Source organism: Kribbella sp. NBC_00482 (assembly GCF_036013725.1).
Classification (GTDB): Bacteria; Actinomycetota; Actinomycetes; order Propionibacteriales; family Kribbellaceae; genus Kribbella.
Genome location: NZ_CP107881.1, coordinates 6,844,701 through 6,871,613 on the forward strand (window position 1 = coordinate 6,844,701; position 26,913 = coordinate 6,871,613).

The 26,913-nt window shown below is 66.7% G+C and carries 33 protein-coding genes and 1 pseudogene; 14 read left to right on the top strand and 20 right to left on the bottom strand.

The features are described from left to right. Positions 1-88: 88 nt before the first annotated feature. Positions 89-1,030, bottom strand: a complete 942-nt coding sequence (locus tag OHB24_RS33200; protein WP_327634833.1) for an aminoglycoside phosphotransferase family protein — start codon at positions 1,028-1,030, stop codon at positions 89-91. Between the two features lie 317 nt (positions 1,031-1,347). Between OHB24_RS33200 and OHB24_RS33205 the strand changes: the two genes are divergently transcribed. Next, positions 1,348-2,241 (top strand): class I SAM-dependent methyltransferase, encoded by an 894-nt coding sequence (locus tag OHB24_RS33205; RefSeq protein WP_327634834.1) that lies wholly within the window; start codon positions 1,348-1,350, stop codon positions 2,239-2,241. A 130-nt stretch (positions 2,242-2,371) separates the two neighbouring features. Here the strand turns inward: OHB24_RS33205 and OHB24_RS33210 are convergent, their stop codons facing one another. Next, on the bottom strand, positions 2,372-2,572 hold the full coding sequence (locus OHB24_RS33210; RefSeq protein WP_327634835.1) for a hypothetical protein: 201 nt from the start codon (positions 2,570-2,572) through the stop codon (positions 2,372-2,374). Positions 2,573-2,815: 243 nt separating this feature from the next. Between OHB24_RS33210 and OHB24_RS33215 the strand changes: the two genes are divergently transcribed. After that, the gene (locus OHB24_RS33215) at positions 2,816-3,634 is read left to right on the top strand and encodes an LLM class flavin-dependent oxidoreductase (RefSeq protein WP_327634836.1); all 819 of its coding nucleotides are present in this window, start codon (positions 2,816-2,818) and stop codon (positions 3,632-3,634) included. Between the two features lie 54 nt (positions 3,635-3,688). Here the strand turns inward: OHB24_RS33215 and OHB24_RS33220 are convergent, their stop codons facing one another. The 3 genes from OHB24_RS33220 to OHB24_RS33230 form a co-directional block, all read right to left on the bottom strand. Next, positions 3,689-4,153 carry an SgcJ/EcaC family oxidoreductase gene (locus tag OHB24_RS33220; protein WP_327634837.1) on the bottom strand — a complete coding sequence of 155 codons (465 nt, stop codon included), beginning with the start codon at positions 4,151-4,153 and terminating at the stop codon, positions 3,689-3,691. 98 nt (positions 4,154-4,251) lie between these two features. Then, positions 4,252-5,574 carry a sensor histidine kinase gene (locus OHB24_RS33225; protein WP_327634838.1) on the bottom strand — a complete coding sequence of 441 codons (1,323 nt, stop codon included), beginning with the start codon at positions 5,572-5,574 and terminating at the stop codon, positions 4,252-4,254. Beyond that, on the bottom strand, positions 5,571-6,251 hold the full coding sequence (locus tag OHB24_RS33230) for a response regulator transcription factor (RefSeq protein ID WP_327634839.1): 681 nt from the start codon (positions 6,249-6,251) through the stop codon (positions 5,571-5,573). Before OHB24_RS33230 ends, OHB24_RS33225 begins: the two co-directional genes overlap by 4 nt. 167 nt (positions 6,252-6,418) lie before the next feature. Between OHB24_RS33230 and OHB24_RS33235 the strand changes: the two genes are divergently transcribed. The 6 genes from OHB24_RS33235 (at position 6,419) to OHB24_RS33260 (ending at position 11,036) form a co-directional block, all read left to right on the top strand. After that, entirely contained in the window at positions 6,419-7,444 is a 1,026-nt protein-coding gene (locus OHB24_RS33235) for a TerC/Alx family metal homeostasis membrane protein (RefSeq protein WP_327634840.1), read from the top strand. Positions 7,445-7,489: 45 nt separating this feature from the next. Continuing rightward, entirely contained in the window at positions 7,490-7,828 is a 339-nt protein-coding gene (locus OHB24_RS33240; RefSeq protein ID WP_327634841.1) for a TraR/DksA family transcriptional regulator, read from the top strand. Between the two features lie 72 nt (positions 7,829-7,900). Then, a complete protein-coding gene (locus OHB24_RS33245) occupies positions 7,901-8,653 on the top strand; it encodes a class I SAM-dependent methyltransferase (RefSeq protein WP_327634842.1) in 753 nt (250 codons plus the stop codon). Positions 8,654-8,687: 34 nt separating this feature from the next. Further along, entirely contained in the window at positions 8,688-9,731 is a 1,044-nt protein-coding gene (locus tag OHB24_RS33250) for a MarR family winged helix-turn-helix transcriptional regulator (RefSeq protein ID WP_327634843.1), read from the top strand. Between the two features lie 48 nt (positions 9,732-9,779). Next, on the top strand, positions 9,780-10,568 hold the full coding sequence (locus OHB24_RS33255; protein ID WP_327634844.1) for a phosphotransferase: 789 nt from the start codon (positions 9,780-9,782) through the stop codon (positions 10,566-10,568). Between the two features lie 45 nt (positions 10,569-10,613). Beyond that, positions 10,614-11,036, top strand: a complete 423-nt coding sequence (locus OHB24_RS33260) for an NUDIX domain-containing protein (RefSeq protein ID WP_327634845.1) — start codon at positions 10,614-10,616, stop codon at positions 11,034-11,036. Here the strand turns inward: OHB24_RS33260 and OHB24_RS33265 are convergent. The 4 genes from OHB24_RS33265 to OHB24_RS33280 form a co-directional block, all read right to left on the bottom strand. Then, a complete protein-coding gene (locus OHB24_RS33265; RefSeq protein WP_327634846.1) occupies positions 11,007-12,029 on the bottom strand; it encodes a serine hydrolase domain-containing protein in 1,023 nt (340 codons plus the stop codon). The two genes, OHB24_RS33260 and OHB24_RS33265, sit on opposite strands and share 30 nt — an antisense overlap. Positions 12,030-12,087: 58 nt before the next feature. Then, entirely contained in the window at positions 12,088-12,678 is a 591-nt protein-coding gene (locus OHB24_RS33270) for a hypothetical protein (protein ID WP_327634847.1), read from the bottom strand. A gap of 40 nt (positions 12,679-12,718) precedes the next feature. Continuing rightward, a complete protein-coding gene (locus OHB24_RS33275) occupies positions 12,719-13,426 on the bottom strand; it encodes a class I SAM-dependent methyltransferase (protein WP_327634848.1) in 708 nt (235 codons plus the stop codon). 77 nt (positions 13,427-13,503) lie between these two features. Next, the gene (locus OHB24_RS33280) at positions 13,504-14,493 is read right to left on the bottom strand and encodes a GlxA family transcriptional regulator (protein ID WP_327634849.1); all 990 of its coding nucleotides are present in this window, start codon (positions 14,491-14,493) and stop codon (positions 13,504-13,506) included. Positions 14,494-14,564: 71 nt separating this feature from the next. Between OHB24_RS33280 and OHB24_RS33285 the strand changes: the two genes are divergently transcribed. Next, positions 14,565-14,708 carry a hypothetical protein gene (locus OHB24_RS33285; RefSeq protein ID WP_327634850.1) on the top strand — a complete coding sequence of 48 codons (144 nt, stop codon included), beginning with the start codon at positions 14,565-14,567 and terminating at the stop codon, positions 14,706-14,708. Beyond that, the gene (locus tag OHB24_RS33290) at positions 14,705-15,775 is read left to right on the top strand and encodes an NAD(P)/FAD-dependent oxidoreductase (protein ID WP_327634851.1); all 1,071 of its coding nucleotides are present in this window, start codon (positions 14,705-14,707) and stop codon (positions 15,773-15,775) included. The genes OHB24_RS33285 and OHB24_RS33290 overlap by 4 nt, the downstream gene beginning before the upstream one ends. Before the next feature lie 16 nt (positions 15,776-15,791). On the opposite strand, the gene OHB24_RS33295 is transcribed toward OHB24_RS33290, so the two are convergent. From OHB24_RS33295 to OHB24_RS33305, 3 genes are read right to left on the bottom strand one after another with little or no spacing between them, the layout of a single operon-like run. After that, positions 15,792-16,538, bottom strand: coding sequence for an inositol monophosphatase family protein (locus tag OHB24_RS33295; protein ID WP_327634852.1), 747 nt, complete (start codon positions 16,536-16,538; stop codon positions 15,792-15,794). Positions 16,539-16,549: 11 nt separating this feature from the next. Further along, positions 16,550-17,383: a histidinol-phosphatase HisJ family protein gene (locus OHB24_RS33300; RefSeq protein ID WP_327634853.1), complete on the bottom strand. Its 834-nt coding sequence runs from the start codon at positions 17,381-17,383 to the stop codon at positions 16,550-16,552. A 9-nt stretch (positions 17,384-17,392) separates the two neighbouring features. Continuing rightward, complete coding sequence (locus tag OHB24_RS33305; protein WP_327634854.1) at positions 17,393-17,968, bottom strand: TetR/AcrR family transcriptional regulator; 576 nt, start codon at positions 17,966-17,968, stop codon at positions 17,393-17,395. Between the two features lie 134 nt (positions 17,969-18,102). Here OHB24_RS33305 and OHB24_RS33310 point away from each other — a divergent pair, with 134 nt between their 5' ends. From OHB24_RS33310 to OHB24_RS33320, 3 genes are read left to right on the top strand one after another with little or no spacing between them, the layout of a single operon-like run. Next, positions 18,103-18,681, top strand: a complete 579-nt coding sequence (locus OHB24_RS33310; protein ID WP_327634855.1) for a hypothetical protein — start codon at positions 18,103-18,105, stop codon at positions 18,679-18,681. Position 18,682: 1 nt separating this feature from the next. Continuing rightward, the gene (locus OHB24_RS33315) at positions 18,683-20,131 is read left to right on the top strand and encodes a dihydrolipoyl dehydrogenase family protein (protein ID WP_327634856.1); all 1,449 of its coding nucleotides are present in this window, start codon (positions 18,683-18,685) and stop codon (positions 20,129-20,131) included. A gap of 12 nt (positions 20,132-20,143) precedes the next feature. Then, positions 20,144-20,596 (top strand): GNAT family N-acetyltransferase, encoded by a 453-nt coding sequence (locus OHB24_RS33320; RefSeq protein WP_327634857.1) that lies wholly within the window; start codon positions 20,144-20,146, stop codon positions 20,594-20,596. On the opposite strand, the gene OHB24_RS33325 is transcribed toward OHB24_RS33320, so the two are convergent. The 4 genes and pseudogenes from OHB24_RS33325 to OHB24_RS33335 form a co-directional block, all read right to left on the bottom strand. Further along, positions 20,593-20,847 carry a hypothetical protein gene (locus tag OHB24_RS33325; RefSeq protein WP_327634858.1) on the bottom strand — a complete coding sequence of 85 codons (255 nt, stop codon included), beginning with the start codon at positions 20,845-20,847 and terminating at the stop codon, positions 20,593-20,595. The two genes, OHB24_RS33320 and OHB24_RS33325, sit on opposite strands and share 4 nt — an antisense overlap. A gap of 85 nt (positions 20,848-20,932) precedes the next feature. Next, positions 20,933-21,115, bottom strand: a pseudogene (locus OHB24_RS43375) (methyltransferase domain-containing protein); the annotation flags it as partial. 209 nt (positions 21,116-21,324) lie between these two features. Continuing rightward, the gene (locus tag OHB24_RS33330; RefSeq protein WP_327634859.1) at positions 21,325-21,615 is read right to left on the bottom strand and encodes a hypothetical protein; all 291 of its coding nucleotides are present in this window, start codon (positions 21,613-21,615) and stop codon (positions 21,325-21,327) included. Between the two features lie 8 nt (positions 21,616-21,623). Continuing rightward, entirely contained in the window at positions 21,624-22,421 is a 798-nt protein-coding gene (locus OHB24_RS33335; RefSeq protein ID WP_327634860.1) for a helix-turn-helix domain-containing protein, read from the bottom strand. Between the two features lie 88 nt (positions 22,422-22,509). On the opposite strand from OHB24_RS33335, the gene OHB24_RS33340 reads away from it, so the two are divergent. Then, positions 22,510-22,920: an Ohr family peroxiredoxin gene (locus OHB24_RS33340; RefSeq protein ID WP_327634861.1), complete on the top strand. Its 411-nt coding sequence runs from the start codon at positions 22,510-22,512 to the stop codon at positions 22,918-22,920. Position 22,921: 1 nt separating this feature from the next. Here OHB24_RS33340 and OHB24_RS33345 read toward each other — a convergent pair whose 3' ends face one another. The 4 genes from OHB24_RS33345 to OHB24_RS33360 all read right to left on the bottom strand — a co-directional run bounded on the left by OHB24_RS33345 (position 22,922) and on the right by OHB24_RS33360 (position 26,908). Then, the gene (locus tag OHB24_RS33345; protein WP_327634862.1) at positions 22,922-23,539 is read right to left on the bottom strand and encodes an HAD family hydrolase; all 618 of its coding nucleotides are present in this window, start codon (positions 23,537-23,539) and stop codon (positions 22,922-22,924) included. Positions 23,540-23,665: 126 nt separating this feature from the next. Then, positions 23,666-24,010, bottom strand: a complete 345-nt coding sequence (locus OHB24_RS33350; protein WP_327634863.1) for a VOC family protein — start codon at positions 24,008-24,010, stop codon at positions 23,666-23,668. Positions 24,011-24,117: 107 nt separating this feature from the next. Further along, positions 24,118-26,478 carry an excinuclease ABC subunit UvrA gene (locus OHB24_RS33355; protein WP_327634864.1) on the bottom strand — a complete coding sequence of 787 codons (2,361 nt, stop codon included), beginning with the start codon at positions 26,476-26,478 and terminating at the stop codon, positions 24,118-24,120. Positions 26,479-26,497: 19 nt separating this feature from the next. Beyond that, positions 26,498-26,908 (bottom strand): VOC family protein, encoded by a 411-nt coding sequence (locus tag OHB24_RS33360; protein ID WP_327634865.1) that lies wholly within the window; start codon positions 26,906-26,908, stop codon positions 26,498-26,500. Positions 26,909-26,913 lie beyond the last annotated feature (5 nt).

Below are 26,913 nucleotides of genomic sequence, written 5' to 3' on the forward strand. Positions count from 1 at the left end.
TAATCAAAGCTGTCGCAGTCGACCTTCGCCGGTTCAGTGCTAGCTAGGTGAAGTAAGAGCAGCGTCGATTTCGGCACGCGCGACCACTTTATGACCACTGACTGAGAGCGGTGCGAAGGAAAGCGTCGCGCCTTTCGGTGACGGCAGCGGCGCCCAGGAGGCTACCGTCGTCGGCGAATCCCGCCCAACCGTCCATCACTGTCGGCGTGTTCAGCGCGGCCACGGCATCCCAGTAGGGCACGCCGACTGCCTCCCGGCCCGCCTGCCGCTCCCAGCCCTCCAACACATGGGACGGCGCGTCCTGGCCGTACTGAAGGGTCATCTGCATCCGCAGGCTGCCGAGATCGACGCCCGGATCACCAGCCCCGGCTGTATTCCAGTCGATCAGCGCAACGCAACGGTCACCCTCCCACAGCATGTTGCCGCCCCAGGCGTCACCATGCACGAACACCGACGCGACGGCCGGCATCCCGTGCGACCTGACCCGCTCGTCGGCCTGCTGCAGCAAAGGTGTGGTCGGCATCAGGCCCCGCCAGCGTTCATCGGCGCGGTCGTCGACGGCGCACGGCCGGGGCCGGTATGGCAGGTGGGCCTGCGGAACCAGCCTGAAGGCGTGGACCCTGGCAAGGGCCGCTCCCGCTTCGCGGAGCCGGGCGACCGAAACCGTCGGCGAGAGACCGGCGCTGCCGGGCAGGAAGGTCTCCAGGGTGGCGACGGTTCCGCTCGCCTTCCCGTCGAGATCCGCAGCGATCAGCCGCGGCGCGGCCAGGCCATGAGTCTCGGCCAACTGAAGCGCGCGTGCGTTCGTGATCACCCACGCGGCGGCGATCCATCCCCGGACAGGGACCTTCAAGATCACGTCCCTGGTCCGGGCCGCCGGTCCTTCGATTCCCAGGCGGAACGTGCCCGAAGGGCGGTGCTCGCCGCGGCTCAGGCCCTCGGACGAAACGACGCTCGTCCCGCCAACCGCGTCGGCCGCCCAGCGCAGAACCTGGTCATTCGGCATCTTGCCTGTGCGTGCTCTTGCCATTTCATTACTTTATTACGCAGCAGTGGCTTTCCCAACACACAGTTAGGGGTCGACGGCTGTGTTGTAGGTGTCGGCATATTACTTGGCGTTGATGATGACGTCACAGGGAATTACCAGGCCGCTAAGGCTACTATTAGGCCTATTATGGTTGCGACTCCGCCCGCGATTCTCCATTTTTCCAGATCTGTTGCCACCAAGCCCCTTGAAGTGCCACCCTACATAGGGCAACGACCACCCGTCGGCGTCGTGTAAGACGCTGACCGCCGCCAAGGATTGAACAGGTCGCTAGCTGTTGGCGGTAGGCGGGGGATCGGACAATGTCCATTGAATTACCCGACACTCTGCGTATCAAGATCGTGCGCATTCGGCGTCCGGTGGTCGTCAGCCCGGTGGTGAAACCGCATGCAGAGCTGGCCGGCGGGGCGGTAGGTTACATGGCTGTCCCTGCCCATCTGTCGTCGGAGAGGTGTGTCCACATGTCCACGATCAGTAACTCAGAGGCGATCGCAGCGTGGTCGGCGATGCCGACTGACGCGATTGAGGCGTACGACGATCAGGGCGACTTTCCCAAGCGCCACTTGATGAATGGGAACCTGCTCCGGATGCTGGGGCCCGTCGATGGTCGGAAAGTCCTCGATGCAGGCAGTGGCGAAGGCTATTTAAGCCGGCTGTTGGCCGAAGGCGGAGCTGAGGTCGTTGGTGTGGAGCCGGCTGCCGCGCTGCTGGCGCGCGCTCAGAAGATCGAGCAGGAGCGGCGTCAGGGCATCAGGTTCGTGCAGGCTGATCTCTCGACGTTGCCGGAGGTTGGTCAGCCGTTCGATGCGGTGGTCTGCAGCATGGTGCTGCTCGCCATACCCGCCTGGCAGTCGGCGATGGCGGCGTGCGTCGGCGCACTGAAGCCGGGCGGCCGGTTCGTGTTCTCGATCACCCATCCGGCGTTTGAGAATCTCTACCCAACGTGGCGGGATCACGGTCATTACCAGCTTGATCGGTACCTGGATGAGTACGAGATGCCAGAGGGCCATGCACCCGACTTCCACCGCCCGCTGTCTGCCTACATCAACGAGGTCGTCGGTCTCGGGTGTCGCGTGACTGAACTGTGCGAACCGAGACTTGATCCACAGGTCGCACGAGACAGCGGAATCGAGGCGATCGAGTCCTACGTCGCACTGCCGAACTTCCTGATCGTCAGCGCCGAACGCGACAGATGACCGCCACGTTGTGCGGGGTAGTGGTTCCGCGGCTACGTACCTGATTCATCTGATGCAGTACGCAGACTTCTAGTTGACATAATGTCCATTATCGGCGCTGAATCAACGGAGGGGATGTACGTCGGATGGTTCAGGTCGTGGCCTTGACGGTCACGATGTCCAAGCTGATGTTTCGGACTCCGGAGCGGTTCTGGTTCTCGGCGTTGCCACGAACATTGTCCGCGAAGGCCACCGCCGCATCGAGTTCGGCGAAGACGATGAACGTGTGTGACCGCGCCGGGTCGTCGTAGTCGCTCCAGTAGCCCTTCGTCAGGCCGGGCAACTGGCTCACGCCGGCAACGATCCCTTCCAAGGCAGCCTGCTGTGCCTCATCCCTGGCTCGATCCAGTTCCCATACACCGACCACTGCGTACATAGCCGTCCCCCTCACCTGCGCCGTCAGCCATCGTCTTCGTGGGTGTCTCCACGTTAATCGAAGCTTCGACGTTCCTGGCGGGATTGTCGGATTCTGGGGGGCGGGTTCGTGGATAAGGCAACCGGACCGAACACGGTCCCGGACTCGAGGAGAACCGCGATGAACGACCAGCCCAGGCGAGTAACCAGACCGTTCCGATTCGGGGTCGTTGCGCCGATCCTGTCTGACCTGCCGACGTGGCGAGATCGCGTGCGCCGCATCGCCGACAGTGGTTACTCAACGTTGCTGATGCCCGACGTTCCTACGTGGCAGCCATCGCTCGGCCCCACGCTGGCGACCGCGGCCGCCCTCACTGACCTGCGGATCGGCTCGTGGGTCTATGCCGCCGCGCTGCGCGAACCGTGGAGCACAGCGTGGGAGGCGCACTCACTCTCAGTACTCACGGAAGGCCGCTTCGAAATGGGCATTGGCGCCGGGCGACCCGGGATCGAAGTCGAGCTCGGACTGCCTGTCGTCTCCCCCGCTGAGCGTCGCGCCAGGATGCGCGAGACCGTCGCCACCCTGCGTACGTTTGACGGCCCCGATCTGCACACGCCGGTTGTCATGGCGGTGAGCGGACCGAAGTCGCAGGCGCTGGCGCTCGAAGTCGCTGACGCAGTCACGTTCGTGCTCTCACCAGACAGTGACCGGGCCGAAACCACGAACCGGGTCCGCGAGTTGGCCGGCGGCCGGGACATCGAACTCGTCCAGCACGTCGCCGCTGTCGGTGACGGTGTCGCTCCGTTCATGGCGCCGCCCAACCTCGACACCGCGGTGCTTCGCGCGGCCGACTCGCTCCTCATTCTTCCGAGTGATCCCGCGGCGGCCGCCGAAGAAGTCCAACGACGTCGCGAGGAGATCGGCTTCTCCTATTTCGTCATCGGCGCCGACTTTGCCGACACGCTCGCGCCGGTGGTGGCCGAGCTGGCCGGACGGTAGGCGGGGCACGGCTCCCCCGCTGTCAACTCCCGTTCCGGCCCGGTCGCGGCAGGATCAGGCGGGCGCCGCCGACGAATGGTGTTCGACGATCATCCACCGGCCGTCGACCTTCTCGTAGACATAGGTGAATCGGGCATCGACCGAGCTCTTGCTGCCGTCCTTGCCGGTCAGGCTGAACCGGTAGTTCCCACTGTGCGCGGCGTTCTGGTCGTCGAGGATCCGGACGTGCGACTCGGTGATCGTCCCCTGGGGCTTCTTCGGCAGGAAGTCCTCCTCGAAGTACTCCTCGATCTCGTCCCGGTTCGATCGGACGTCGGCACTCAGCGTCGGCAGGAGTACGCCGTCCGCCGCATACAGATCCGCCACGGTGGTGGCGTTCCCGCCGGCCAGGGCGGCGTTCCACTGGTCGAACAGGCCGGCGATCTCCTGCTGGGTCGGGCGATCGTCGTCGGCACTGCACCCGGTCAGCGCCAGCATCGCGATGGCCAGGGTGCCGGCGGCGGCAGTCTTGAGGTTCATAGCAGCTCCTTCTGGACGGTGGGCGGTACACCATCCAGATTGCCGTTGCCCGCAGCAACGTCGGGCCAGCGGAACGCCAGCACAGCAACAGCTTTACGTCAGCGTTTCGAAGCAGACGCGGGACGCAGTACGACGTGCACCGCAAGGCCTCGGCCAGATGCGTCCCGGAGCTCGACCTGGCCGCCGTCGTGCTCGACCAACTGCTTCACGATCGCCAGGCCGAGACCCGTCCCCGTGCCCGGCGGACCGGCTCGCCAGAACCGGTCAAACGCACGACTGCGCTGCTCGGCCGTCATCCCCGGGCCCTGGTCGCTGATCACCAACTCCCCTGTTCTACGGGCCCGAAGCGTGATCTTGCTGGCCGCCGGCGCCGCCGCGAGCGCGTTGCTGAGCACGTTGTCGAGGACCTGCTCCAGCGCCCCCGGCGTCGCGGTGATCCAGCACGGCCGCTCGAGATCCACGACCAGCTCGACACCGGTCTCCGCCAAGGCCGCCGACCAGGTCGAGACCCGCTGATCGATGATCGCGGCCAGGTCGATCGACTGCGGCGCCGCGGTCGATTCGGCCCGGGCCAGCGCCAGCAGGCCTTCGACCATCCGGCTCATCCGGTGGATCTCGGCGTCCACGGTCGCGATCCGCCGGCTCACGTCCGGGTCGTCGGTGGTGTCGCGGACATTGTCGAGAGTGAGTCGGATGGCGGCGAGCGGCGTACGCAACTGGTGGGAGGCGTCGGCGACGAAGGATCGCTGGGAGGTCAGCAGCGCGTTCGTCTGCCGGGCGCTGTCGTTCAGTGTGCGTGCCAGCGTCGCGATCTCGGGCGGCCCCTTGGTCTCCGCGCGCACCGAGTAGTCGCCCTCCCCGATCCGGCGGGCGACCGCGTCCAGGTGCCGCAACGGCCGGGCCAACGTACTCGCGATCACTACGGCGACCCCGGAGGCGGCAATCAGTACGGCGAGACCGACGAGCAGCCGGAACTCCCAGATCTGCGCGATTTGGGAGTTCACCTCGGCCGCCGGGGAGACGATCTGGACGACCGCGACCGTGCGGCCCTGGTCCCGGACCGGGAGAACCACACTGACCGCGCCGGCGTCCAGCAACGGATGCTCACCCCAGACCGGCGCCGGATCCGCACCGTCGAGCGCCTGCCGGACCTGGTCATCGGTGATGGCATCGGATGCTCTGAAGATCCTGACCTGCGACCCAGTGGCGTTCTGGAAGTCTCGCGTCCGGTCGGTCACCGCCTGCGCGGCGGCCGCGTCGTTCCGCAGAACCAGCGGGGCGAACAACTTTGCCTCTCGCTGGGCGGTCTGCTCCAGCGTCGACCGTAGGATGGCCGACGAGCTCAGCGCGACCGGGATGGTGAACAGGGCCAGCGCGACGGCCACCAGCAGGACGTAGCTCGCGACCAGCCGAAGCTTCACCGCTCGACCGGTTCGAGCCGGAAACCGACCCCGCGCACAGTGTGGACCTCGACGGAACCGTCAAGTTTCTTGCGCAGGGCACCGACATGGACGTCCAGGGTGCGGGTCGAGCCGAACCAGTTGCTGTCCCAGACCTCCTCGATCAGCTGCTCCCGGGTGTGCACGACCCCAGGGCCCGCCGCCAGCAGGCTGAGCAGGTCGTACTCCTTCGGCGTGAGCTGGATCTCCACATCGGCCACGAAGGCCCTGCGAGCGGCCCGATCCAGCCTGAGCGTGCCGAGCTGCTGAGTCTCGCTCTCTGCCGGCTTCGGCTCGCTCTCGCGGGGCGCCGTTCGGCGGGTGACCGCACGCATCCGGGCGACCAGCTCGCGCAGGCCGAACGGCTTGGACACGTAGTCGTCGGCGCCCAGTTCAAGCCCGACCACTCGCTCGATCTCGTCCGAGCGCGCGGTGATGATGATCAGCGGTACGTCGCTGGTCGCCCGGATCCGTCGGCAGACGTCGATGCCGTCGGTATCGGGCAGGCCCAGATCCAGCAGCACCAGGTCGGCCGCGCCGAACGCGGCCAGCGCCTCGGCCCCGGTCCAGACATGCTCGACGCTGAAGCCGTACCGCGGCAGCCCCTCGCTGAGCGCACCGGCGATCGACGGGTCGTCCTCGACCAGCAGCACCTGCATCCCGAATCCCTTCCCCGGCAACAGTTCTTCATCGTACGGCGGCCGCCGCGGCCACAGCGGGGCGTCAGGACAAGAGTCGGGCAACGTTACGACAAGAAACCGTCAAGCCGGGTTTTCAGTCGTTAGGCTCGGTAACGGATGGTTGCCCTCAACAACTGGAGGAGCGCGTGCTCGAGATCAGTGCCGTCACCTGGGCCGTCACCATCGGCCTGATCGTCGTCCTGCTGGCCGCCGACCTGCTGATCGCCGCGCTCCGGCCGCACCGGGTCGGGTTCCGCGAGGCCGCCGCCTGGTCGGTCTTCTACGTCCTGGTGGCGATCGGGTTCGGCCTGTGGTTCCTGAGCGCGTACGGCGGTGAGTTCGGGGCGGAGTACTTCGCCGGCTACATCGTCGAGAAGAGCCTGTCGGTCGACAACCTGTTCGTGTTCGTGATCATCATGACCACGTTCGCCGTACCCGAGGAGCACCAGCACAAGGTGCTGACCTTCGGCATCGTGCTGGCGCTGGTGATGCGGGCGATCTTCATCGCGCTCGGTGCGACGTTGCTGTCGCTGTTCTCGTTCATGTTCTTGTTGTTCGGCCTGCTGTTGCTCTACACGGCCGTGCAGTTGTTCCGGCATCGCGCCGAGGATCCCGACGTCGAGAACAACGTCATCGTGAAGACCGCGCGCCGGGTGCTGCCGGTCAGCGACGACTACGTCGGCGGCAAGCTGACCGCACGGATCGGCGGCCGCAAGGTGGTCACGCCGCTGTTCGTCGTACTGGTCGCGATCGGCGGGGTCGATCTGCTCTTCGCGCTCGACTCGATCCCGGCGGTGTTCGGCGTCACCGAGGAGGCGTTCATCGTGTTCGCCGCCAACGCGTTCGCGCTGCTCGGCCTGCGGGCGCTGTTCTTCCTGGTCAAGGGGCTGCTGGACCGGCTCGTCTATCTGTCCGCCGGGCTCGCCGTCATCCTCGCCTTCATCGGCGTCAAGCTGATCCTGCACTGGGCCCACGTCGACATCGACGACCGGATCCCGGAGGTGTCCACCGCGATCAGCCTCGGCGTCATCATCGGCATCCTGACGATCGTCGTGGTCGCCAGCCTGATCAAGACCCGCAACGACCCCACCGCCAAGGCCCACGCCGGCTCCCTGCACGGTCACCGCGACAACCAGCACACCCCGGCCGATCAGCCGGGCCATGCTGACTGATCAAACGGTTGGTGCGAGAAGGATCCGCTGGTTCAGAATTCATGGATGGACGATCCGCGTGCTCAACTCGAGCGTGAGCGGCAGAAGACGATCGACCGCCTGGCGAACCTGACCGAGGACTTCGACAGAGTCGTGGCTGCCTCGCGCGACAGCAACGCCGACGACGAACACGATCCCGAGGGTTCAACGATCGCGTTCGAACGGTCCCAGCTCGGCGCGCTGGCCGAGCAGGCCCGGAACGCCCTGACGGAGATCGATGCCGCCTTGGCACGTCTAGCGGCTGGAACCTACACAACGTGTGAACGCTGCAACCAACCGATCTCGAACGAGCGCCTCCGGGCGCGTCCAGCGGTCCGCACCTGCATCCGCTGCGCATCCAAGTGATCTCGCGACAATAGCCAGGTGCTTGTCGGCCGAAGGCAGGTTGCGGAAGATCAAGCAAGGAAGGTGCGCCTCATGAGCGAGCAGTTCTACTCGGATGCGAGGTTGTACGACCGGTTGTTCCCCGGAGGCGAGCAGGCCGTCGACTTCTACAGGGCCGAGGCCGATCGGTACGGCGGGTGTGTCTTGGAACTCGGGTGTGGCACCGGCCACAAGCTGATCCCGATCGCGTCCGACGGGCATCCGTGCATGGGCCTGGAGCTCTCGTCGGCCATGCTTGCCGAGGCTCAGCGCAAGGCGGACGAGCGCGGCGTGGAGGTGGAGTGGGTACACGGCGACATGCGCAAGTTCGACCTGGGCCGAACGTTCGACCTCGTGTTCATCGCGGCCAATTCATTGCTCCATCTGCATGAGGCCGAGGACTTGGTGGACTGCTTCCGGTCGGTGCGACGGCATCTTGCGCCCGGAGCGCGGTTCGTCTTCGACGTGTTCAACCCGAGCGTGCGCATGCTTGCCCAGGCCGACGGCGTTCGACGCAGGCGCGACGCATTGGCGTTCGTGGATCCCGATCGTGGCGTAGTCCAGGTCGATGTCGCGGAGATCTACGACGCGGCCGCGCAGGTGACTCGCGGGAAGTGGTACTTCTCGACCGATTCCGAGGCCGACTTCGTTGTCGCGCCGCTCGAGATCAGGAGCATCTTCCCCCAGGAGCTACCGGTGCTGCTCTCGCTCGGCGGTCTCCGGGTTGTCGAACGCTTCGGCGACTGGTCCCGTGAGCCACTCACCACAGATGCCCCGCTCCAACTCTACGTCTGCGAAGCAGACTGACCCGGCTGTCGGTGGCTGCTTCTAGCATCGCCGTATGACTAACGACAGGGCCCCCGGCGAGGTGGAGCTGGAGCCTGCTTTGTCGACGTTGGTGGCGCAGGCGCTGATCGCGTACCGGATCGAGCTGGACAACGAGTTCGAGGCACAACTAGTGCGGTCGGGATTCCCCGGGGTCAAGCTGCCTGTCGTGTTTTGGTCGCTGCTACGTCACGTCGACGACCCGGGAACGACAGTCGTCGCGCTGCTCGAGCGGACGGGCTGGACCGAGAAGGATCTGTTCCCGATGATCGGCGGCGTGGAGCGGTGGGGGTACGTCGAGGTGCGACTGGAGCCAGATGCGCCGGTCCGGAGACCGTCGAAGGACGGGTACGGCAGCAGTCGCAGGCTGCGCGGCACCTCGGTGCTCATCCCGAAGGCTGTCTGTCGCCGCGCCAAGGAACTCTGGCCGCCGATCATCAGGGCGACGGACGATCGGTGGACGGAACGCTTCGGCCGAGACGCGATGGGTGAGCTCCGAAGTTCACTGGCGGCAGTTACGGGCACGTCCGCGGAAGGTTCGATCGCTGAGCCACTCACGGCCGCGCTGGAAACCTTTGCGCGGGAGGTCGAGTCGGATTCGCCGCTGCCGATGGCGATCGCCGCGAATTACCTGCCCGCGCTCAGTGCCGACCCGATCCGGGTCCGGGACCTGCCCGAGCGGACCGGGGTGACCGGGCGGCCGGTGGTCCCGGCGCTCGGCGTACTGGAACGGTCGGGAATGATCACCGTACGCCCGGCCGAGACGGGCCGCGGCAAGGTCGTCACCCTGACCCCAGCAGGGCTGCGGGAGCGTGACGCCTACGCCGAGTGGGTGACCCAGGTCGAACGGACCTGGCGTGCCCGGTATGGCGCGGCCGTGATCGAATCCCTGCGCGACACCCTCGAAGCGATGAGGTCCCGACTCGCCGACGCACTGCAACCGCCGGAGGGATGTTGGCGAGCAAGCCGCGAGTACGCCGCGCAAACCAGGGCGATGCTCGATGACCCGCAGTCAGCCCTGCCCCGGCATCCCGTCGGCCCCTGGCTCACAACCAGCTGACCATCCGGCCGCCGCAAATGTCCTTTGCGCCGTCGGTGGCGTGCGGCGATGATCGACGACATGCGGGAGGTCGAAGTCGTTGTCGCGCACTCGGAGCGCGTGACGCTGCGCGTCGGCGGCGTGTTCCTGAAGGTCGACACGGATCAGGCGCGCATCGACCGAGAGGTCGAGGTCATGGCGAGGGCGCCGATCGCCACCCCCGAGGTCCTCTGGCGCAAGCCGCCCGTGCTCGCCATCGCGGCAGTTCCTGGAGCGGCGCTCGGCCGGCTTGAAGAGCCTTCGCGTGCGTCGTCGGCGGCGTGGGTCGCAGCGGGTGCCGCCGTCCGTACGCTGCACGACGCTCCACCGCCGCCGTGGCCCAGCAGCCAATGTCAGCAGAAGCCCGCTCGCAGCAGTCGGAGTATCGAGTTTCCGCCGCTGCTCGACGCGGAGTGTGAGTGGCTCGTCGCCAACGATGTCGTATCCGCGGACGTTGTCAGGCGCAACCGTCAGGTCGCGGAAGCGGCGCTGTGGCCATGGACACCGGTGTTCATCCACGGCGACCTGCAGATCGTTCATGTGTTCGTGGACGGTGACGAGGTGAGCGGCGTCGTCGACTGGTCTGAGGGCGGCCATGGCGACGCGATGTATGACCTGGCCACTCTGACCCGCGCACACGAGGAGCACCTCGACGACGTGGTCGAGGGCTACGGCGGCGACATCGAGATCGACGTGATTCGCGCGTACTGGTCGTTGCGAAGCTTGATGGAGGTCCGGTGGCTGGCTGAGCACGGCTACGGCGCACCGGCGACGTTCCCACAGGTCGCGGTGCTCAACGCCTTGTCAGGCAGGGCCTAGATCCGTTTCCGTGAAGTGTCGGAAGCGGCGGTTAGTGTGCGCTGCATGGTCGCCCAGATTCCGATTTCAGTCGCTGTCCTTGTGCGCGACGGTCTCGTGCTCCTCGTGCATCGCCACCCATCACGTCAGTGGTATCCCGACGCTTGGAGCTTCTCCGCCGGCGGACATGTCGAGTCGGGGGAACTGCCTCACCAAGCGATCGGTCGGGAATGCCTCGAAGAACTCGGTGTGCACGTCCACGACCCTGTACCCGTCCCGATGACGGTCAGCGACCCGACCCTCGACGTCCACGCGTTCCTCATCACGCGCTGGGACGGAGAACCTGTCAACGCCGCACCCGAGGAGCACGACGACCTTCGCTGGTTCCGGCCCAGCGAACTCGCGGACTTGAACATGGCCCACCCCGAAAGCCTGCCGAACCTCCTGACCGCAATCGATTTACCCGGACCCGGCAACGGAACATCCTGAGTTGAGATCGAGGTAGATCGCGTTCAGCAGGTCCGGAAGCCGCCGAGCGTGAGTTTCGGCGTCCGCCATCCCGTTCCAGTACACGGCGACGGCCAGGTCCTGCGGGGGGTCAGCGAAACCGACGCTCCACGTCCGTCCACCGTGGCCAAAGGCCCGAGGGGAGGCATGCGCTCCGTAGCCGTGCGCGGGGTTGGACGAGCCGAGCATGAACCCCAGTCCGCGGTCAACGGTCTCCCCCAGGTATTCATCCTCCACGCCGCACAGATGCCGAGTCGTCATCGCCTCCATGGTGGGAACAGACAGCAGGCGACGGTTGAGCAAGGCCTCGTAGAACCGGCCCAGTTGTCCGATCGGACCATGAGCTCCCCCGGTTGGACGAGCCCAGGTCACCCAAGCTTCCGTACCTGACGGGCTGAATCCTGGGATCACCGCGATTCTGTCCTGCTGCTCGCGATAGACATCGGGCGGCATTCCGATCCAGCAGTCATCCATGCGGCACGGACCGAAGATCTCCTCGCGGACGAACTCTCCGAACCGACGCCCGCTGACTCTGGCGACCAGTTCCGAGATGATCCACAGTGCGATCGAGTTGTAGGCGCAGCGCGCGCCCGGCGTCCACCCATCCGCCAGTGGCGCCGCGCAGATGTCGGCCACGATCTCTTCCGGCGGCGCCACGCCTGCGATGGTGCTGGTGAGACCGCCCGTATGAGTCAGCAAGTGCCGGATGGTCACACGGTGTTTGCCCGCCGCCGCGAACTCCGGGATGTGGAGATGGACAGGGTCGTCGAGGTCGAGCAGGCCGCGTTCCCACAACAGTCCGATGCCGACGCACGGGATTGGTTTGGTCGCAGAGGCCCACTCGACGATCGTCGAGGTCGCCATCGGAACACCTGGACGCGCTTCACCAATCGCGAGATCGATCAGCACCTGGCCTCTGACGGAGGCGTAGACCTGGGCGCCGGTGTGCCAACCTCGATCCACGCCGCGCTCCACCTGGGCGAGCGTCCGCGACGGAGCGATCGATGACCCCAGCATTTGCACAGCAGCGATCCTAGGAGCCTGTTAGGGCTGCGATCAGGGTTCCGAGGAGGACTGCGGTGATGGCGAAGGCGAGGGCGCACAGGAGTGGGAAGGCGACCGGGTGCCGGCCGGCCCAGCTCACGGTGCCGGGCCGCTCGCGGGCCAGTTGCGCCGTGGTGACCGGTCCGTTCGGCCCGCCGGTGGGCAGGCCGAGGTGGCTGACCAGCCGGTCGAGATCGGCGGGCGCGTAGAGGGCGCCGTTGATGCTCAGCAGGGCTTGTTCGCGGGCGTCGAGTACGACGATCGTCTCGGACACAGCCCCGGGCTGTACCACCGTGGCCCGGATCACCGAGGCGGCGAGCGCGCGGTCGCGACGGCGGTGGAAGGTCAGGCCGCGGGCCGAAATGTCGGCCGGGGTGACGACGATCCGGGAGCGCCACAGATAGACGGCGATGGTTGCGGCCAGCAACAGGACGAGGCCGATGCAGGTGATCAGGGCGGGCCGGCCGCCGGCCAGAACGCCGCCGACAACGAGGACCACGGCGATCACGGCGGCGATCGTGAGGACCTGGCGGCGCGGACCCGCACCTGGTCGCAGGACTAGCACGTCGGTTTCAGACACGGCCCAAACCCTATGGCACCGCGAGGCTCCGATCGTGAATTCAGCAGGCCTCGAGGACGAAGAAGATGAAGCAGATGAACCTCGGCAGGTGGTTCAGATCCTTCAGTTCCTGCGGAAGCAGTTCGCGGGGCGTGTCCGGGTCGATCGGCGGCTCGCTGAGGACCGAGATGCGGAAACCTGCCGCCGTGAAGGCGTCGGACATCGCCTGAAGCGGCCGGTGCCAGAGCGTGTAGACGACCGTACGGCCCGCATGCTCGGCGTCGAAGGAGTACTCGGCGACGTCGAAGTACTCGGCGTCGGGGTTCAGCGCGGTGTAGGCGATCGGGTGGTTGAGCGACAGGATGAGGCGTCCACCCGGCTTCAGTACCCGGCGGAGCTCTGCGAGCGGCTCGGTCCAGTCCTGCAGGTAGTGCAGGACGAGGGAGGCAACGACATCATCGAAGGCGGCGTCGTCGTACGGCAGCGGCTTGGCCAGGTCGGCGACGGTCAGGTCGGCGTCCTCCCCCAGCCTTCGGCGGGCCAGTTCGATCGTCGCCGCACTCAGATCGAAGCCGGACACAATCGCGCCCTTGTCACGCAGCGCCGCTGACAGCGGACCGGAGCCACAGCCGACGTCGAGGATGCGCCGGCCGTCCACGTCACCAGCGAGGCTCAGCACCGCCGGCCGCTCGTAGTGGGCGTTGAGCAGATTGACCTCGTTGTCCGCGGAGTACGCCTCAGCGAACTCGTCGTAGTCGGTCTTCGGCACGAAGCGCTCCTTCTGTCGGCAATCAGTGCAATCAGTTCGACTTGAGACGTCGCCCTGCCCGACAAAGTTGGCCACCATCAAGGGTCAGCTCGGGCGCGGAACGTGCGGCGGTACGTCATCGGTGAGGTTCTGATGTGTTTGGCGAAGTGCTGGCGCATCGCGATCGACGTACCGAAGCCGCAGTGCCTTGAGATCTCCTCGACGGACAGGTCAGTGGTTTCCAGCAGTTCCTGCGCATGATGCACTCGTTGCCGCAGCAACCATTGCAGTGGCGTCGTACCGGTCTGTTCGCGGAATCTCCGGTTGAGCGTGCGCGGGCTCAACCCGGCGTACGACGCGATGTCCGCCAGGGTCACCGGCTCCCCCAGGCGTTCTCGTATCCACCGCATCGTCGGCTCGAGTGATCCGTGATCGTCTCCGGGGTCCGGGTGTGCGATGTACGGCGCTTGGCCGCCGTCGCGTTGTGGTGGCACGACCATGTGCCTGGCGACATCGGCGGCGACCGCGGATCCGAAGTCCTGCCGGATCATGTGCAGGCACATGTCGATGCCGCTGGCGGCGCCGGCTGACGTGAGTACGTCGCCGTGGTCGATGTAGAGCACGTCGGTGTCGACCACGACCTGCGGATATCGTTCCGCGAGGAGGTCCGCGCGCGACCAGTGCGTCGCCAGCCGCCGGCCGTCCAGCAGACCGGACGCCGCCATCACCCGGGCGCCGCCGGCGCTGATCGAGGCGATCCTGATGCCACGCCGGTGTGCCTCTCGCAGCAGATCGAGCCCTTCGGTCATCGGCTCACGGCCTGCGGGTACGCCGATGACCACGATGGTGTCCGCGTCGAGCGCGTCGGCCAACGGGTACGGCGGGGTGAGCCGGTACATCTCCACTCCCCCGACGCCCGCGACAAGCAGGTCGCGACCATCCCCGCAAACCCGTACGTCGTACAGCCGCGGCCCGAAGAACTCCCCCGGCTCCTTCTCCTGCGAATGCGCCGTGCTGAACACCTGCAGCGGCATCGCCAGGTCGAAGCTGTGGATCCCGTCGACCGCGAGGACTGCGATTCGATGCATGACCAGAATCTATCGGAGAACGGCATTCTTGCCACTGTCACCGTGCGTCGATCTCTTCGACGATGAATCACATGTTGCTCGCAGTACTCATCACAGCCGGATCCATCGGCCTGCTCGTCGCGATGGGCCGCCTCACCGACGAACTCCTCGGCGATCACGCTGATCGCTGGGCAAGAACCCTTGTGAACAAGGGCGATCAGGAGCATCGGCGATGAAGGCTGCCGTCATCGGAGCCGGTATCCTCGGAGCCTGCGTGGGCTGGAACTTGTCCCGGCTCGGCGCGAAGGTGATCTTCGTCGACGCGGGCCGGCCGGGCGAAGGCGTCACGAACTGGTCGTTCTCGTGGGTCAACGCCAGCAACAAGACCGCCCGCAAGTCCTACTTCGACCTGAACGTCGCGGGCATAGCGGCGTACCGCGAACTCGCAGCCGCCATCGGGCCAGACCCGTGGTGGCATCCCACCGGCCACCTGCGCTGGGCCGACGATCCGGCGCACCTCCTGAAGACAGCAGATCTGTTGGCTCGCTGGGACTATCGGGTTGAGGTGCAGACAGGAGCCGACGTACGCCGCCACCTCGAACCCGCAGTCGCCATACCCGACCAGGTGCCCGTCGCGTACTATCCCGACGAAGCCTGGGTGCACGGGCGCCAGCTCGTCGGCTGCCTGATCCGTGACGCAGTCGCAGCCGGCGCCGAGCACCGGTTCGGCGCTGCGGTCCGTGAGATCGATGCCGGTGGGCCTGCCGTTGGGCTGTCCGATGGGACCAGGCTCGACGTCATCGTGAACGCGGCAGGCCCGAGCGCCTCCGACATCGCCGGGCTCATCGCACGGGATCTACCGATGCGCCGCGAACCCGGCGTCGTCACGCGGCTCAGCTGTACTCAGGTCCCAGTTCACCGGGCGATGCACGCGCCGCACATCGAGATCCGTCCTGACGGCAAGGACTCGGTCGTCCTCCACAGCCGCGAGATCGATGCACTCATCGACACCGGCGAAGATCCTGCCGAGCTGGCCCGGCGGCTGCATGAAGCGGCGCGGTACGTCGTACCCGAGCTGAGCAGCTCCCGCATCGCGCAGACACGGGTCGTCGAACGGCCGATCCCGATCGACGGGTTTCCCTCGGTCGGAGCGGTGCCGTCTGTGCCGGGCTACTACGAGGCCGTTTCCCACAGCGGCATCACGCTCGGTCCAGTCATCGGCCGGCTGCTCGCGTCGGAGATCGTCAGCGGTCAGCGAGACGAGATGCTCGCTGACTTTCGCCCGGAACGGTTCCTCCCGTGATAGCCGGGGTGCTCCGTCAGGGACGCGATGGGTAGTGCAGGGCGGAGAGTAGGTGGTTGTGGAGGGCGTCGTTCGAGTACAGGCCGCCGCCTTGGTCGGCCGAGTTGCTGCCGGTGCGGTTCGTGAAGCGGCCGCCGGCCTCTTCGACGATCAGGATCCACGGCGCGTGATCCCACTTGTGGTAGCGCTCGACGAGGAACGCGTCGAGCTCGCCGCGGACGAGTTCGATCAACGGCAGCGGGCTCGACGGCGGGCGAGCCCCGGCAAGGCGAGCTCCGGAGTCGTTGTCCAGAGCAACCAGTACAGCGTTTTTCGGCGACGCCGTCGTACTGACCTCGAGGCGGCGTACGTCGTCACGTGGCCACGACGACTCGAACGCACCGCCGCCTCGCGTCGCCCACCAGCAACGTCCTAGCGCGGGAGATGCGACCACCGCGAGCTCGGTGACCCCTCGCACCTCCAGGGCGATCTGGATCCGCCAGTTCGGATCACCCTCGCTGAAGAACCTGGTGCCATCGATCGGATCGAGGATCCAGACCCGATCGGAATCGCCCAACTCCCCCAGTTCCTCCCCCAGGAACGCATCACCGGGCCGAGCCTCCGACAAGGTCTCGCGGAGCAGCCGTTCGACGGCCCGATCGGCCTCCGTGACCGGCGTACCGTCAGCCTTCAACGTCGCCGTGACCCCAGCCCCGAAATACCCGACAGCAACGTCAGCCGCCAGCTCCACGGCACCGAACGCCAACTGAAGATCCCCGTCCATCTCGGCCGACCCTAACAGTCGCTCCGCACCCACGCGCTCCACGGCGCCGGCCCCGGGCGGAACCCGCAAGCCTCAGCCATCACGACCGCGTCAGCGAATCCCCGACCGAGCAGCGCCGGCTCGTGCGCGTCGCTGCCGAACGTGACGGCGTCGCCCCCTTCGGCATGCCACCACCGCAGAATCCGTGGCTCCAAAGGCACCTTGGTATTGATCTCCAGCGCCTTTCCACTGTCAGCGAGCGCCCGCAGAACCGCCCGGAGCTCCTCCTCGAACGCAGTTGCATCGAAGGGAACGGCGGCAGGCCAGTACCGGAGCGGGTAGTCGAGATGCGCTAGTACGTCGAATCCGTCGTACTGCTCGATCATCCGCAGCGTCTCGGCCAGATACTCACGGACCACTTCGGCGGCGGGGCGGGCGTCGTACGCCAGCGAGATCTCGCCCAGGCCGGCGTCGGTAGTCATCGAGTGCACCGAGCTGATCACCAGGTCGAAGTCGCCGGCCCCGAGGAGTTTCTCGACCGAGTCGAGGTGCCAGTGCGGTTCGCTGAGCTCGACGCCCGACAGGATCCGCAGATCCGGAAACCGTTCGCGGCAGTGCTCCAGGGATTGCAGATACCCGTCCAGATCCAAGGCCGGCGGGGTCAGAATTCCGCCGCTGACGAAGGTCTGCCACGCTGCGGGGAGTTCCGTGCCGTCGGAGATGGTCCACGGCGTGAAGTCGGCGTGGTCGGTGAACACGAGAGCCGGTACGCCGATCTCGACGGCCCGCTCGCACGTCGCCTCCATCGAGCCGTGCAACGCGTCCCACGACCACTGGCTGTGCACGTGACTGTCGGCGGTCAGCATCCGACGACGCTATCCGAGAGCTTGTCCTTCGCGACTGCGGTAGCTGAGAAGGCCTTCGATTCCGCGGAGGAAGGTTTCGACGACAGGCTTCGGGTCGGTCAGACAGCCGGCGGCCATGGCGCCGTCCCGGAGCATCACGAAGTGCCGGGCGGCGGGCTCGGCGTCGATCTTCCCGAGGCCGGTGAAGAGTTCGACCATCGCCCACAGGAACCACTGCCGGTGCTTGAGGACCGCCTGGTGCACGGCGAAGGCTGGGTCCGGGTACTCGGCGGCGGCGTTGAGGAACGCGCAGCCCCGGAAGCCGGTGCTCTGAATGTCGTCGGCGATGGACCGGCTGACGGCTCGAATGATGTCGGCCGGACTCTCGTCCTGCGCCCGCGCGGCGTTCACCTGCGCACGGATCGCCTCGTCGGCCTGCGTCAGGTACGCCACGATCAGGTCGTCCTTGCTCGAGAAATGCCGGTACAGCGTGGCGCGTGTTACCTGAGCCTCGGCGATGACCCGGTCCACGCCGACAGCGCGAATGCCTTCGGCGTAGAAGAGCCCAGTGGCCGTGCTGAGCAGTCGCGACCGTGCTTCCGACATACCGCCTCCCCTTCCGATCCCTTCAACAACTCCGACCGTAGCAGATAGAACGATCGGTCTTGACAACGGTTGACAACTTGCGGCACGCTCCAGGTGTACCGATCGTTCTATCTACATCCTTTGAGAGGCAACTGGTGTCCAGTTCTTATGCAGCAGCCACCGGCACGGTGGCCGGCGCCGCCGACAGCACGAAGACGCTGCGCACGCTGTACTACGTCCGCTTCGGGTTCGCCATCGTCTGGGCGGTCCTGATGATGGCGATCGCCAAGAAGATCAACCCGGGAGCAACCGCTCTCTTGGTGATCTACCCGCTGTTCGATGTCGCGGCGGCGGTGGTCGACTTCCGTTCCTCGGGTACGTCGCGACCGAAGGCGCCGCTCTACGTCAACATGGCGCTGAGCCTGCTCACCGCGATCGGACTGGCCGTCGCTGCCGGTTCCGGGATCCCGAGCGTGCTGCGGGTCTGGGGCGCTTGGGCGATCACCGCGGGCATCGTCCAGCTGATCGTCGCGATCCTGCGGTACCGGCTCGGTGGCCAGTGGGCGATGATCCTCAGCGGCGGCATCTCGGTCCTCGCCGGCAGCAGCTTCATCCTCATGGCCGGTGGTGCGAAGCCCTCGCTCACCAGCGTTGCCGGGTACGCGATCCTGGGCGGCATCTTCTTCCTGATCTCCGCAATCCGTCTGCAGCGCCTCGCCGCGAAGGCGCACTGAGATGACCGAGAAGCTCTTCGACGTCGCGATCATCGGTGGCGGACCGGTTGGTGAGAACGTCGCCGACCGAGTAGTGCAGGGCGGCCTGACCGCGGCGATCGTCGAACACGAACTCGTCGGCGGCGAGTGCTCGTACTGGGCCTGCATGCCGACCAAAGCCCTGCTCCGCGACGCCGCGGCCCTCCGCGCCGCTCGCGCACTGCCGGCCGCCGGCCAAACCATCACCGGCGAACTGGACCCGACCGGGGTGCTCGCTCGGCGTGACCGGTTCGCCTCCAACTGGAGCGATTCCGGCCAGGTCGAGTGGCTGAACCACGCCGGGATCAACCTCGTCCGCGGACACGGACGCATCACCGGGACCCGTACCGTCACCGTCACCCAAACGGACGGTACGACGACCACCGTGCAAGCACGTCACGCGGTCGTGATCGCCACCGGCAGCAGCGCCCACCTGCCGCCCATCCGCGGCCTGGCCGATGTGGCACCGTGGACGAGCCGCGAGGCAGCCGCCGTACAGAACATCCCGCCGAGGCTGGCCATCATCGGTGGCGGCGTGGTCGGCTCCGAGATGGCGACCGCCTTCAGCGCGCTCGGCTCGCAGGTGACGCTCGTCTCGCAGAGCCGGCTGCTGCCCGGAGTGGAGCCGTTCGCCAGTGATCAGGTGGCCGACGCTCTCCGTACGGCGGGTGTGTCTCTTCACCTGGATGTCGAGGTCGCTGAGGCTCGTCGAGACTCCGACGCCGTACAGCTGACGCTCTCCGACGGCGCGACGGTCGAAGCTGACGAGGTTCTCGTCGCGACCGGACGCACGCCCAACACGAAGGACCTCGGCCTGGATCACGTCGGCCTCACGCCGGGAGACTGGCTGCGCGTCGACGACACACTCGCTGTTGTCGACGATGACGGCGATCGTGTCGGCGAGGGTTGGCTGTACGCGGCAGGCGACGTGAACAAGCGTGTCCTTCTCACCCATCACGGCAAGTACCAAGGTCGCGCCCTGGGCGACGCGATCGCCGTACGAGCTCGTGGCGAGGAGCTCGACCTGAGTCCGTGGGGACGGCACGCGGTCACGGCCGACGAACGTGCCGCGACGCAGGTGATCTTCACCGATCCCGAAGTTGCCGCAGTCGGCCTGTCCGCCGAAGCCGCGGCGGCTGCCGGCAAGAACATCCGGATCGTCGACTACGACCTCGGAGCGGTCTCAGGCGCGGCGCTGCACGCCGACGACTACCGCGGTCAAGCGCGGATGATTGTCGATGCCGACCGCAACGTCCTGATCGGGTTCACGGCGGTCGGGCCCGATGTCGCCGAACTGCTGCATGCGGCGACGATCGCCATCGCCGGTGATGTCCCGCTGGATCGCCTCTGGCACGCAGTCCCGGCGTACCCGACGATCAGCGAGATCTGGCTCCGGCTTCTCGAAACGGACCGCCCGCACTGGCGTCCATGACAGACTTAGGTCGTGCGGATCAGTGAGGCTACTGGGGACGATGTCGCTGGGCTGGCGCGGTTGCTGTGGTTGAACAGCAGCGACGAGCAGCTGGAGCAGCAGGCCATCGACGCTTTCACGGCGGACTTCGGGAAGTGGTGGGCCGCTCGTGAGGACATGCACGTGGCGTACGTCGCGCGGCTTGATCAGCCGGAGATCGTCGGCATGGCGTGGGTTGCGCTCGTCCCACGCGTTCCGAGGCCTGGAGCGACGAGTCGGATGTCCGCGGACATCCAGAGCGTCTTCGTCATGCCGGACGCCCGCGGCCGCGGGATCGGGTCGGCACTCGTGAAAGCTGCCTCAGAACACGCGATGGGCGCCGGCGCCCTCCACGTGACAGTCCACTCCGGCCGCAAGGCAGTACCGGTCTACGAACGGCTCGGCTTCGAGTCCTCCCGCCAACTCCTCCAACGCCACCGACCCTAAACGAGCGTCGCCTTCCACACCTCCACACTGGGCCAGCTGGATGCCCAGTCCGGCGTGACGTACGCGTAGTCGGAGCGAGCATCCGGCGGTACGACGAACTCGGTGAGCTCATCGACCACGAATCCGGAGTCGCGTAGCACCTTGATCATCTGTCCGGTGGGGAGCTGGAAGTGCGTGCCCCCGTCGGTACGGTCGATTCGCGCGACGTCGGCGTACGGGCGGCTGAGGCGGTCGGTCGCGGGCGTCGGCACCGGGCGCTGTGCAGAGTTCGAGGAGTGTGGAGTTGCGCAGGAAGATGAGTTGACCGCCGGCACGGAGCAGTCGGGCGGCCTCCGGGATCCAGAGCGTGGGGTCGCACCAACTGCTCGCGCCGTACTCGCTGATCGCAACATCGAAAGTGGCGTCCGGCAACGGCACGTCCTCGGCGTTACCGTGGATGAGCGGAAACACCAGCCCGAACTCCCGCTGCAGCGCGGCAGCGGTCGCGAGCTGCTCCCCCAGTGCGGTTCGGCCGCCCATTGCTCAGCAGCGCGCCCACCGAACCACCCGCTGTATCGCTCATCCCACACCACGCGGTTCTTCGCAGCATGCTCGCCCTCGGCCACAACACCCAGTCAAACGACGACACCCGTCCGACTGCAACCGAGATACGTGCTCGTGCCGCAGCTTTTCGGAACATTTTCGTCAGCTGGTGCCGAAAAAGTTCCGGAAACCCTCGATGTGCCCGACTACTCGGTCGCGAAGACGTTGGCGAGGGCTGTGGCCAGGTGGTGGTAGTCGGATTGGAGGGGGCCGGCGAGCGTTGGTGCGGGTTCGAACGTGTTGAGGAGGCCTTTGGCCAGGTCGTTGGTGCGGGTGTTGATGTCTGGGGTGCGGTCGTTCCGGCGGTGGAAGGACTGCCAGCGGCGTACGGCGACTGCGAGGATCTTGTCGACGGTTTCGGGCCGCACGACCGGCGAGCCGGACTCGCAGAGTTCCACGAGGGCGGTGCGGGCAGCGTTCTGGACGGGCTGACCCATGGGAGCCGTCATTGTGGCTTGGCGTCGGCTAGTGCGTGGAGGCGGTTGGCGCTGGTGGGGTCTGTGGGGAGGAAGGTTTCTATGGCCAGGTTGGCGGCTGTTACTTCTAAGGGGGCTCCGATGGTGGCTATCAGGGTGAAGAGGCGGATGGGGCCCAGGCGGGTTTGGAGGTCCAGGGTGACCATGGGCTGTTGGGACGGGCCTGTGATGGGCTTGTCGGGGAGGTAGGGCTCGAGCTCTTCGAGGAGGTCCGCGAGTGGTTGGTCGGCGGTGTCGCGACTCTTGCGTTTCAGTTGGTGGATGAGCGGGACACTGCACGCCGCCGTCATGGACGAGATGCTGGGCAGGCCGCCGGGGTGGAGGGCGAGGCGCAGCATGTTCATCGGCGGCTTGAGGAGTTCGGGGTCGACGCCGTCCCAGAGGATCGAGGCGGCGTCGTTCGCGTCGATCAGGTTCCACAGGCCGTCGACGATGAGCGCCGGGTTCGGCATGTGCGCGTCGAGGAGCTGGTGCAGCGGTTCGCGGAGCGGGAGCATCGCGTCGGAGTGGTACGGCTCGTCGAGGTACCGCGGCGCGAACCCACCCGCGAGCAGCAACCGGTTCTGTTCGGCCAGCGGCAGGTCGAGATGGTTCGAGAGATGGACCAGCAGTTGCCGGCTCGGTTGCGCGCGTCCCGTCTCCACGAAACTCAGGTGCTTGGTCGACACTTCAGCATCGAGCGACAGCTCAAGCTGACTCAATCGACGGTGCATCCGCCAGAAGCGAAGCATCTCCCCGGCGGTCTGCGGCTCTTCCAACACGGTCACAAAATCAGCGTACGGCGGGCGCACGCCGCGCATCCATTAACCAAGAGGTAATTGAGCCACTCCCCCATCGCCCCGGATCGTGGTCCGCATGAATCCCACCTACACAGCAGTAGCAACCTCCTCCGGACGCGACGCCCGCGCAGTCACCACCGACGGCCAGCTGGACGTCCAACTCGCCCTCCCGAAGGAACTCGGCGGCACCGGCGACGGCCTCAACCCCGAACAACTACTCGCCGCCGGCTGGGCCGCCTGCTTCTCCACAGTCCTGGACCGCATCGGCCAAGCCCAGAACCTGGACGCCAAAGACGTCGCGGTGACCGCCGAGATCAGCCTCGTCCCCACCACCGGGAGGTTCACCCTCGCCGCCGTACTGCGAATCGAACTCCCCGACCACCTCCGCGGCGAACCCGGCCGCCAACTGATCGAAGCAGCCCACAACATCTGCCCGTACTCCCACGCCACCCACGGCAACATCCCGGTCGAAATCGTCATCGAGTGACCTAGGCGGCCGTAACGCCGTGCTTGGTGAAGACGGTGTGGAGGGTGGTGTGGCCCTGGGTGAAGTCCCATTGTTCGGCGTGGAGGCCGGCGGTGCGGGCGCCGGTGATGTTCTTGGCGGTGTCGTCGATGAACAGGATCGAGTCCGCGTCGGCGCCGATGCGTTCCGCGGCGCGGGTGAAGAAGACCGGGTCGGGTTTCGCGACGCCCAGGTCGTACGAGTAGCAGCTGACGTCGAACAGGTCGTCGTACCCGAGGACCTCCCGCATGTGCGCGCCGCGGTAGCACTCCTGGTTGGTGCCGAGGTGTACGCCGTACCCCTTCCGCTTCAGGGTCCGCACGATGTCGAGTGACTCCTCGATGAGCACGATGTTCTTCCACACCGCGTCGTACACCTCGGTCGCCGGTGTGCTCACGCCGTACTTCTCCAGCGACGCCGCGAGCACCGGCAGATAGTCACCACGTCCGGCGAGCATCGGCAGCTCGTCGGACCAGGTCTCGTGGAGGAAGTCCCGGGCCCGGTCGCCCACGTACGGCTCCATGGCCGCGTACCAACCGCCAGGAAGATCCTGCAGTACGCCGTCAGCGTCGAACAGAACGTGCTGGATCGGGTCGCCCATGCACCAGATCATGCCTCAGCTGCTCGTCCGCGCACACGGGGATTTCCTCGACGGCGGCGGCCTCCTCCGGCTGACGGCGTACGCCGAACAGCGCCGCTCGGTACTCCTCCGGGACGTGGCACATGATCAGGACGGGTCCTGGAGAATGCCGAGAATGTTGCCGTCGGGGTCGGTGAGGGTGGCAACGAGCCGCCCGGCGCCGACGTCCTTCGGTGCGTCCTTGAGCGTGCCGCCGGCCTCGGTGATCTCCTTGATCTTGGCCTCGATGTCGGCCACGTGCCAGTACGCGATCGGCGAGGTCATGTCGCTGTTCGGGACCAGCCCGATCTGCTGACCTTCGGCCTCGTACCCGACGTAGTACGGGGAGTCGGCCATCGGCTCGACACCGAGCAGAGCGGTGTACACCGGCTTGGCCTTCTCGAGGTCGGTCACGGGGTGCAGGATCGTGTTGACGCCTTGCGTGCCAGTCATTTCGTCTCCAATTCCGGGGGGCGGTTGCCCCTGACGTTCAGTGACTCTCACGCTATTCGCGACCGCTTCCGGCTGCTTCTCGATTCCTGATCAGTTCCGGCAGCAGTTCAGGCGACGTACTCCGCGAGATGCTTCGCGGTCAGTGTTTTCGGCTTCTTGATCAGGTTGGCCGGGGTGCCTTCGAAGACCACCTTGCCGCCGTCGTGGCCGGCGCCGGGACCGAGGTCGATGATCCAGTCGGCGTGGGCCATCACGGCCTGGTGGTGCTCGATGACGATGACCGACCTGCCGGAGTCGACCAGGCGGTCCAGCAGCGCGAGGAGCTGCTCGACGTCGGCCAGGTGCAGGCCGGTGGTCGGCTCGTCGAGGACGAGGATGCCGCCTGCCTCCCCCATGTGCGTGGCCAGCTTCAGCCGCTGCCGCTCACCGCCGGACAGGGTCGTCAGCGGCTGCCCGAGCGACAGGTACCCGAGCCCGACGTCGGCGAGCCGTTCCAGGATCTTCTCCGCGGCGGGCGTCCGCGCCTCGCCCTCGGCGAAGTACGGCAGCGCCTCCGAGACCGGCATCGCGAGCACCTCGGCGATGTTCTTCCCGCCGAACGTGTACTCCAGCACGGCGGCCTGGAACCGCTTCCCCTCGCACTCCTCGCACGGGGCCTCGACGGTCGCCATCACGCCGAGCTCGGTGTAGATGACGCCCGCGCCCTTGCAGGCCGGGCAGGCGCCCTCGGAGTTCGCGCTGAACAGCGCCGGCTTCACGCCGTTCGCCTTCGCGAACGCCTTCCGGATCGGGTCCAGCAGCCCCGTGTACGTCGCCGGGTTGCTCCGCCGCGACCCGCGAATCGCACCCTGATCGATCGCCACCACACCCTCGAGATCGGCGACCGACCCCTGGATCAGCGAACTCTTCCCCGACCCCGCGACCCCGGTCACGACCACCAGGACACCGAGCGGTACGTCGACATTCACGTCCTGCAGGTTGTTCGTCGAGGCGCCGCGGATCTCCAGCGCGCCCGAACCGGACCGCACGGACGACTTGACCGAGGCCTTGTCGTCCAGATGCCGCCCGGTCAGCGTCCCGCTGGTGCGCAGCTTGTCGAGCGTCCCCTCGAACACCACCTCGCCACCGCCGGAGCCGGCGCCGGGACCGAGGTCGATCACGTGGTCGGCGATCGCGATCGTCTCCGGCTTGTGCTCCACGACGAGGACGGTGTTGCCCTTGTCGCGCAGCTGCAGCAGGAGTTCGTTCATCCGCTGGATGTCGTGCGGGTGCAGGCCGATCGTCGGCTCGTCGAACACGTAGGTGACGTCGGTCAGCGACGACCCGAGGTGGCGGATCATCTTCGTCCGCTGCGCTTCGCCGCCGGACAGCGTGCCGGCGGGCCGCTCCAGCGACAGGTACCCGAGGCCGATGTCCACGAACGCGTCGAGCGCGTCGCCCAGTGCGTTCAGCAGCGGCGCGACCGACGGCTCCTTGAGCGCGCGGATCCACGCGGCCAGGTCGGTGATCTGCATCGCGCACAGGTCCGCGATGTTCTTGCCCTTGATCTTCGACGCGCGCGCCTCGGCGCTCAGCCGGGTCCCGCCGCAGTCCGGGCAGATCGTGAACGTCACCGCCCGCTCGACGAACGCGCGGATGTGCGGCTGCATCGCGTCCACGTCCTTGGACAGGAACGACCGCTGGATCGCCGGGATGATGCCGGTGTAGGTGAGGTTGATGCCCTCGACCTTGATCTTGGTCGCTTCCCGGTGCAGCAGGTCGTGCAGTTCCTTCTTGGTGTACTTCTTGATCGGCTTGTCCGGGTTGAAGTACCCGGCGCCCCGAAAGATCCGCCCGTACCAGCCGTCCATGCTGTACCCGGGGATCGTCAGCGCGCCCTCGTTCAGCGACTTGTTCTCGTCGTACAGCGCGGTCAGGTCGAAGTCCGTCACCGAACCCATGCCCTCGCAGCGCGGACACATGCCGCCGGCGTACACGGCCTCGCGGACGACCTTCGTCTCCCCGGCGCCCTTGTCGGTCTTCAGCGAACCGGTCGCGGTCCGTTTCGGGACGTTGAACGAGTACGCCGTCGGCGGGCCGGCGTGCGGTTTCGCGATCCGGCTGAACAGGATCCGGAGCATCGCGTTCGCGTCGGTCGCCGTACCGACCGTGGAGCGCGGGTTGGCGCCCATCCGCTCCTGGTCGACGATGATCGCGGTGGTCAGGCCGTCGAGTACGTCGACCTCCGGGCGAGCCTGGTTGGGCATGAAGCCCTGGACGAACGCGCTGTACGTCTCGTTGATCAGCCGCTGCGACTCCGCCGCGATGGTGCCGAACACGAGCGAGCTCTTGCCCGACCCGGACACCCCGGTGAACGCGGTCAGCCGGCGCTTCGGGATCTCGACGCTGACGTCCTTCAGGTTGTTCACCCGGGCCCCGGTCACCCGGATCAGGTCGTGGCTGTCGGCAACGTGTTCGTCGCGGCTCATGTCTTCTCCCAGAGTCGTTTCAGGATGCCTGGTTGATCCGGATGTGGTTGCCGGCCGGGTCGCGGAACGCGCAGTCGCGGACGCCGTACGGCTGGTCCACCGGTTCCTGGATCACCTCGGCGTCGGTCGCCTGCAGCCGCTCGAACAGTCCGTCGATGTCGTCGGTCTGGAGCACCACGGTGGCGTACGTGCCCTTCGCCATCATTTCGCCGAGCGTGCGGCGCTCGTCCTCGGTGATCCCGGGGTCGGCGAACGGCGGGCAGAGCACGATCCCCGTGTCCGGCTGGCCGGGCGGGCCGACGGTGATCCAGCGCATGCCGCCGTACCCGACGTCGGTGCGGACCTCGAAGCCGAGGATGTCGCGGTAGAACTTCAGCGACTCCTCGGGATCGGTGTGCGGCAGGAAGCTGGCGAGAATCTTGATCTGCATGGGCG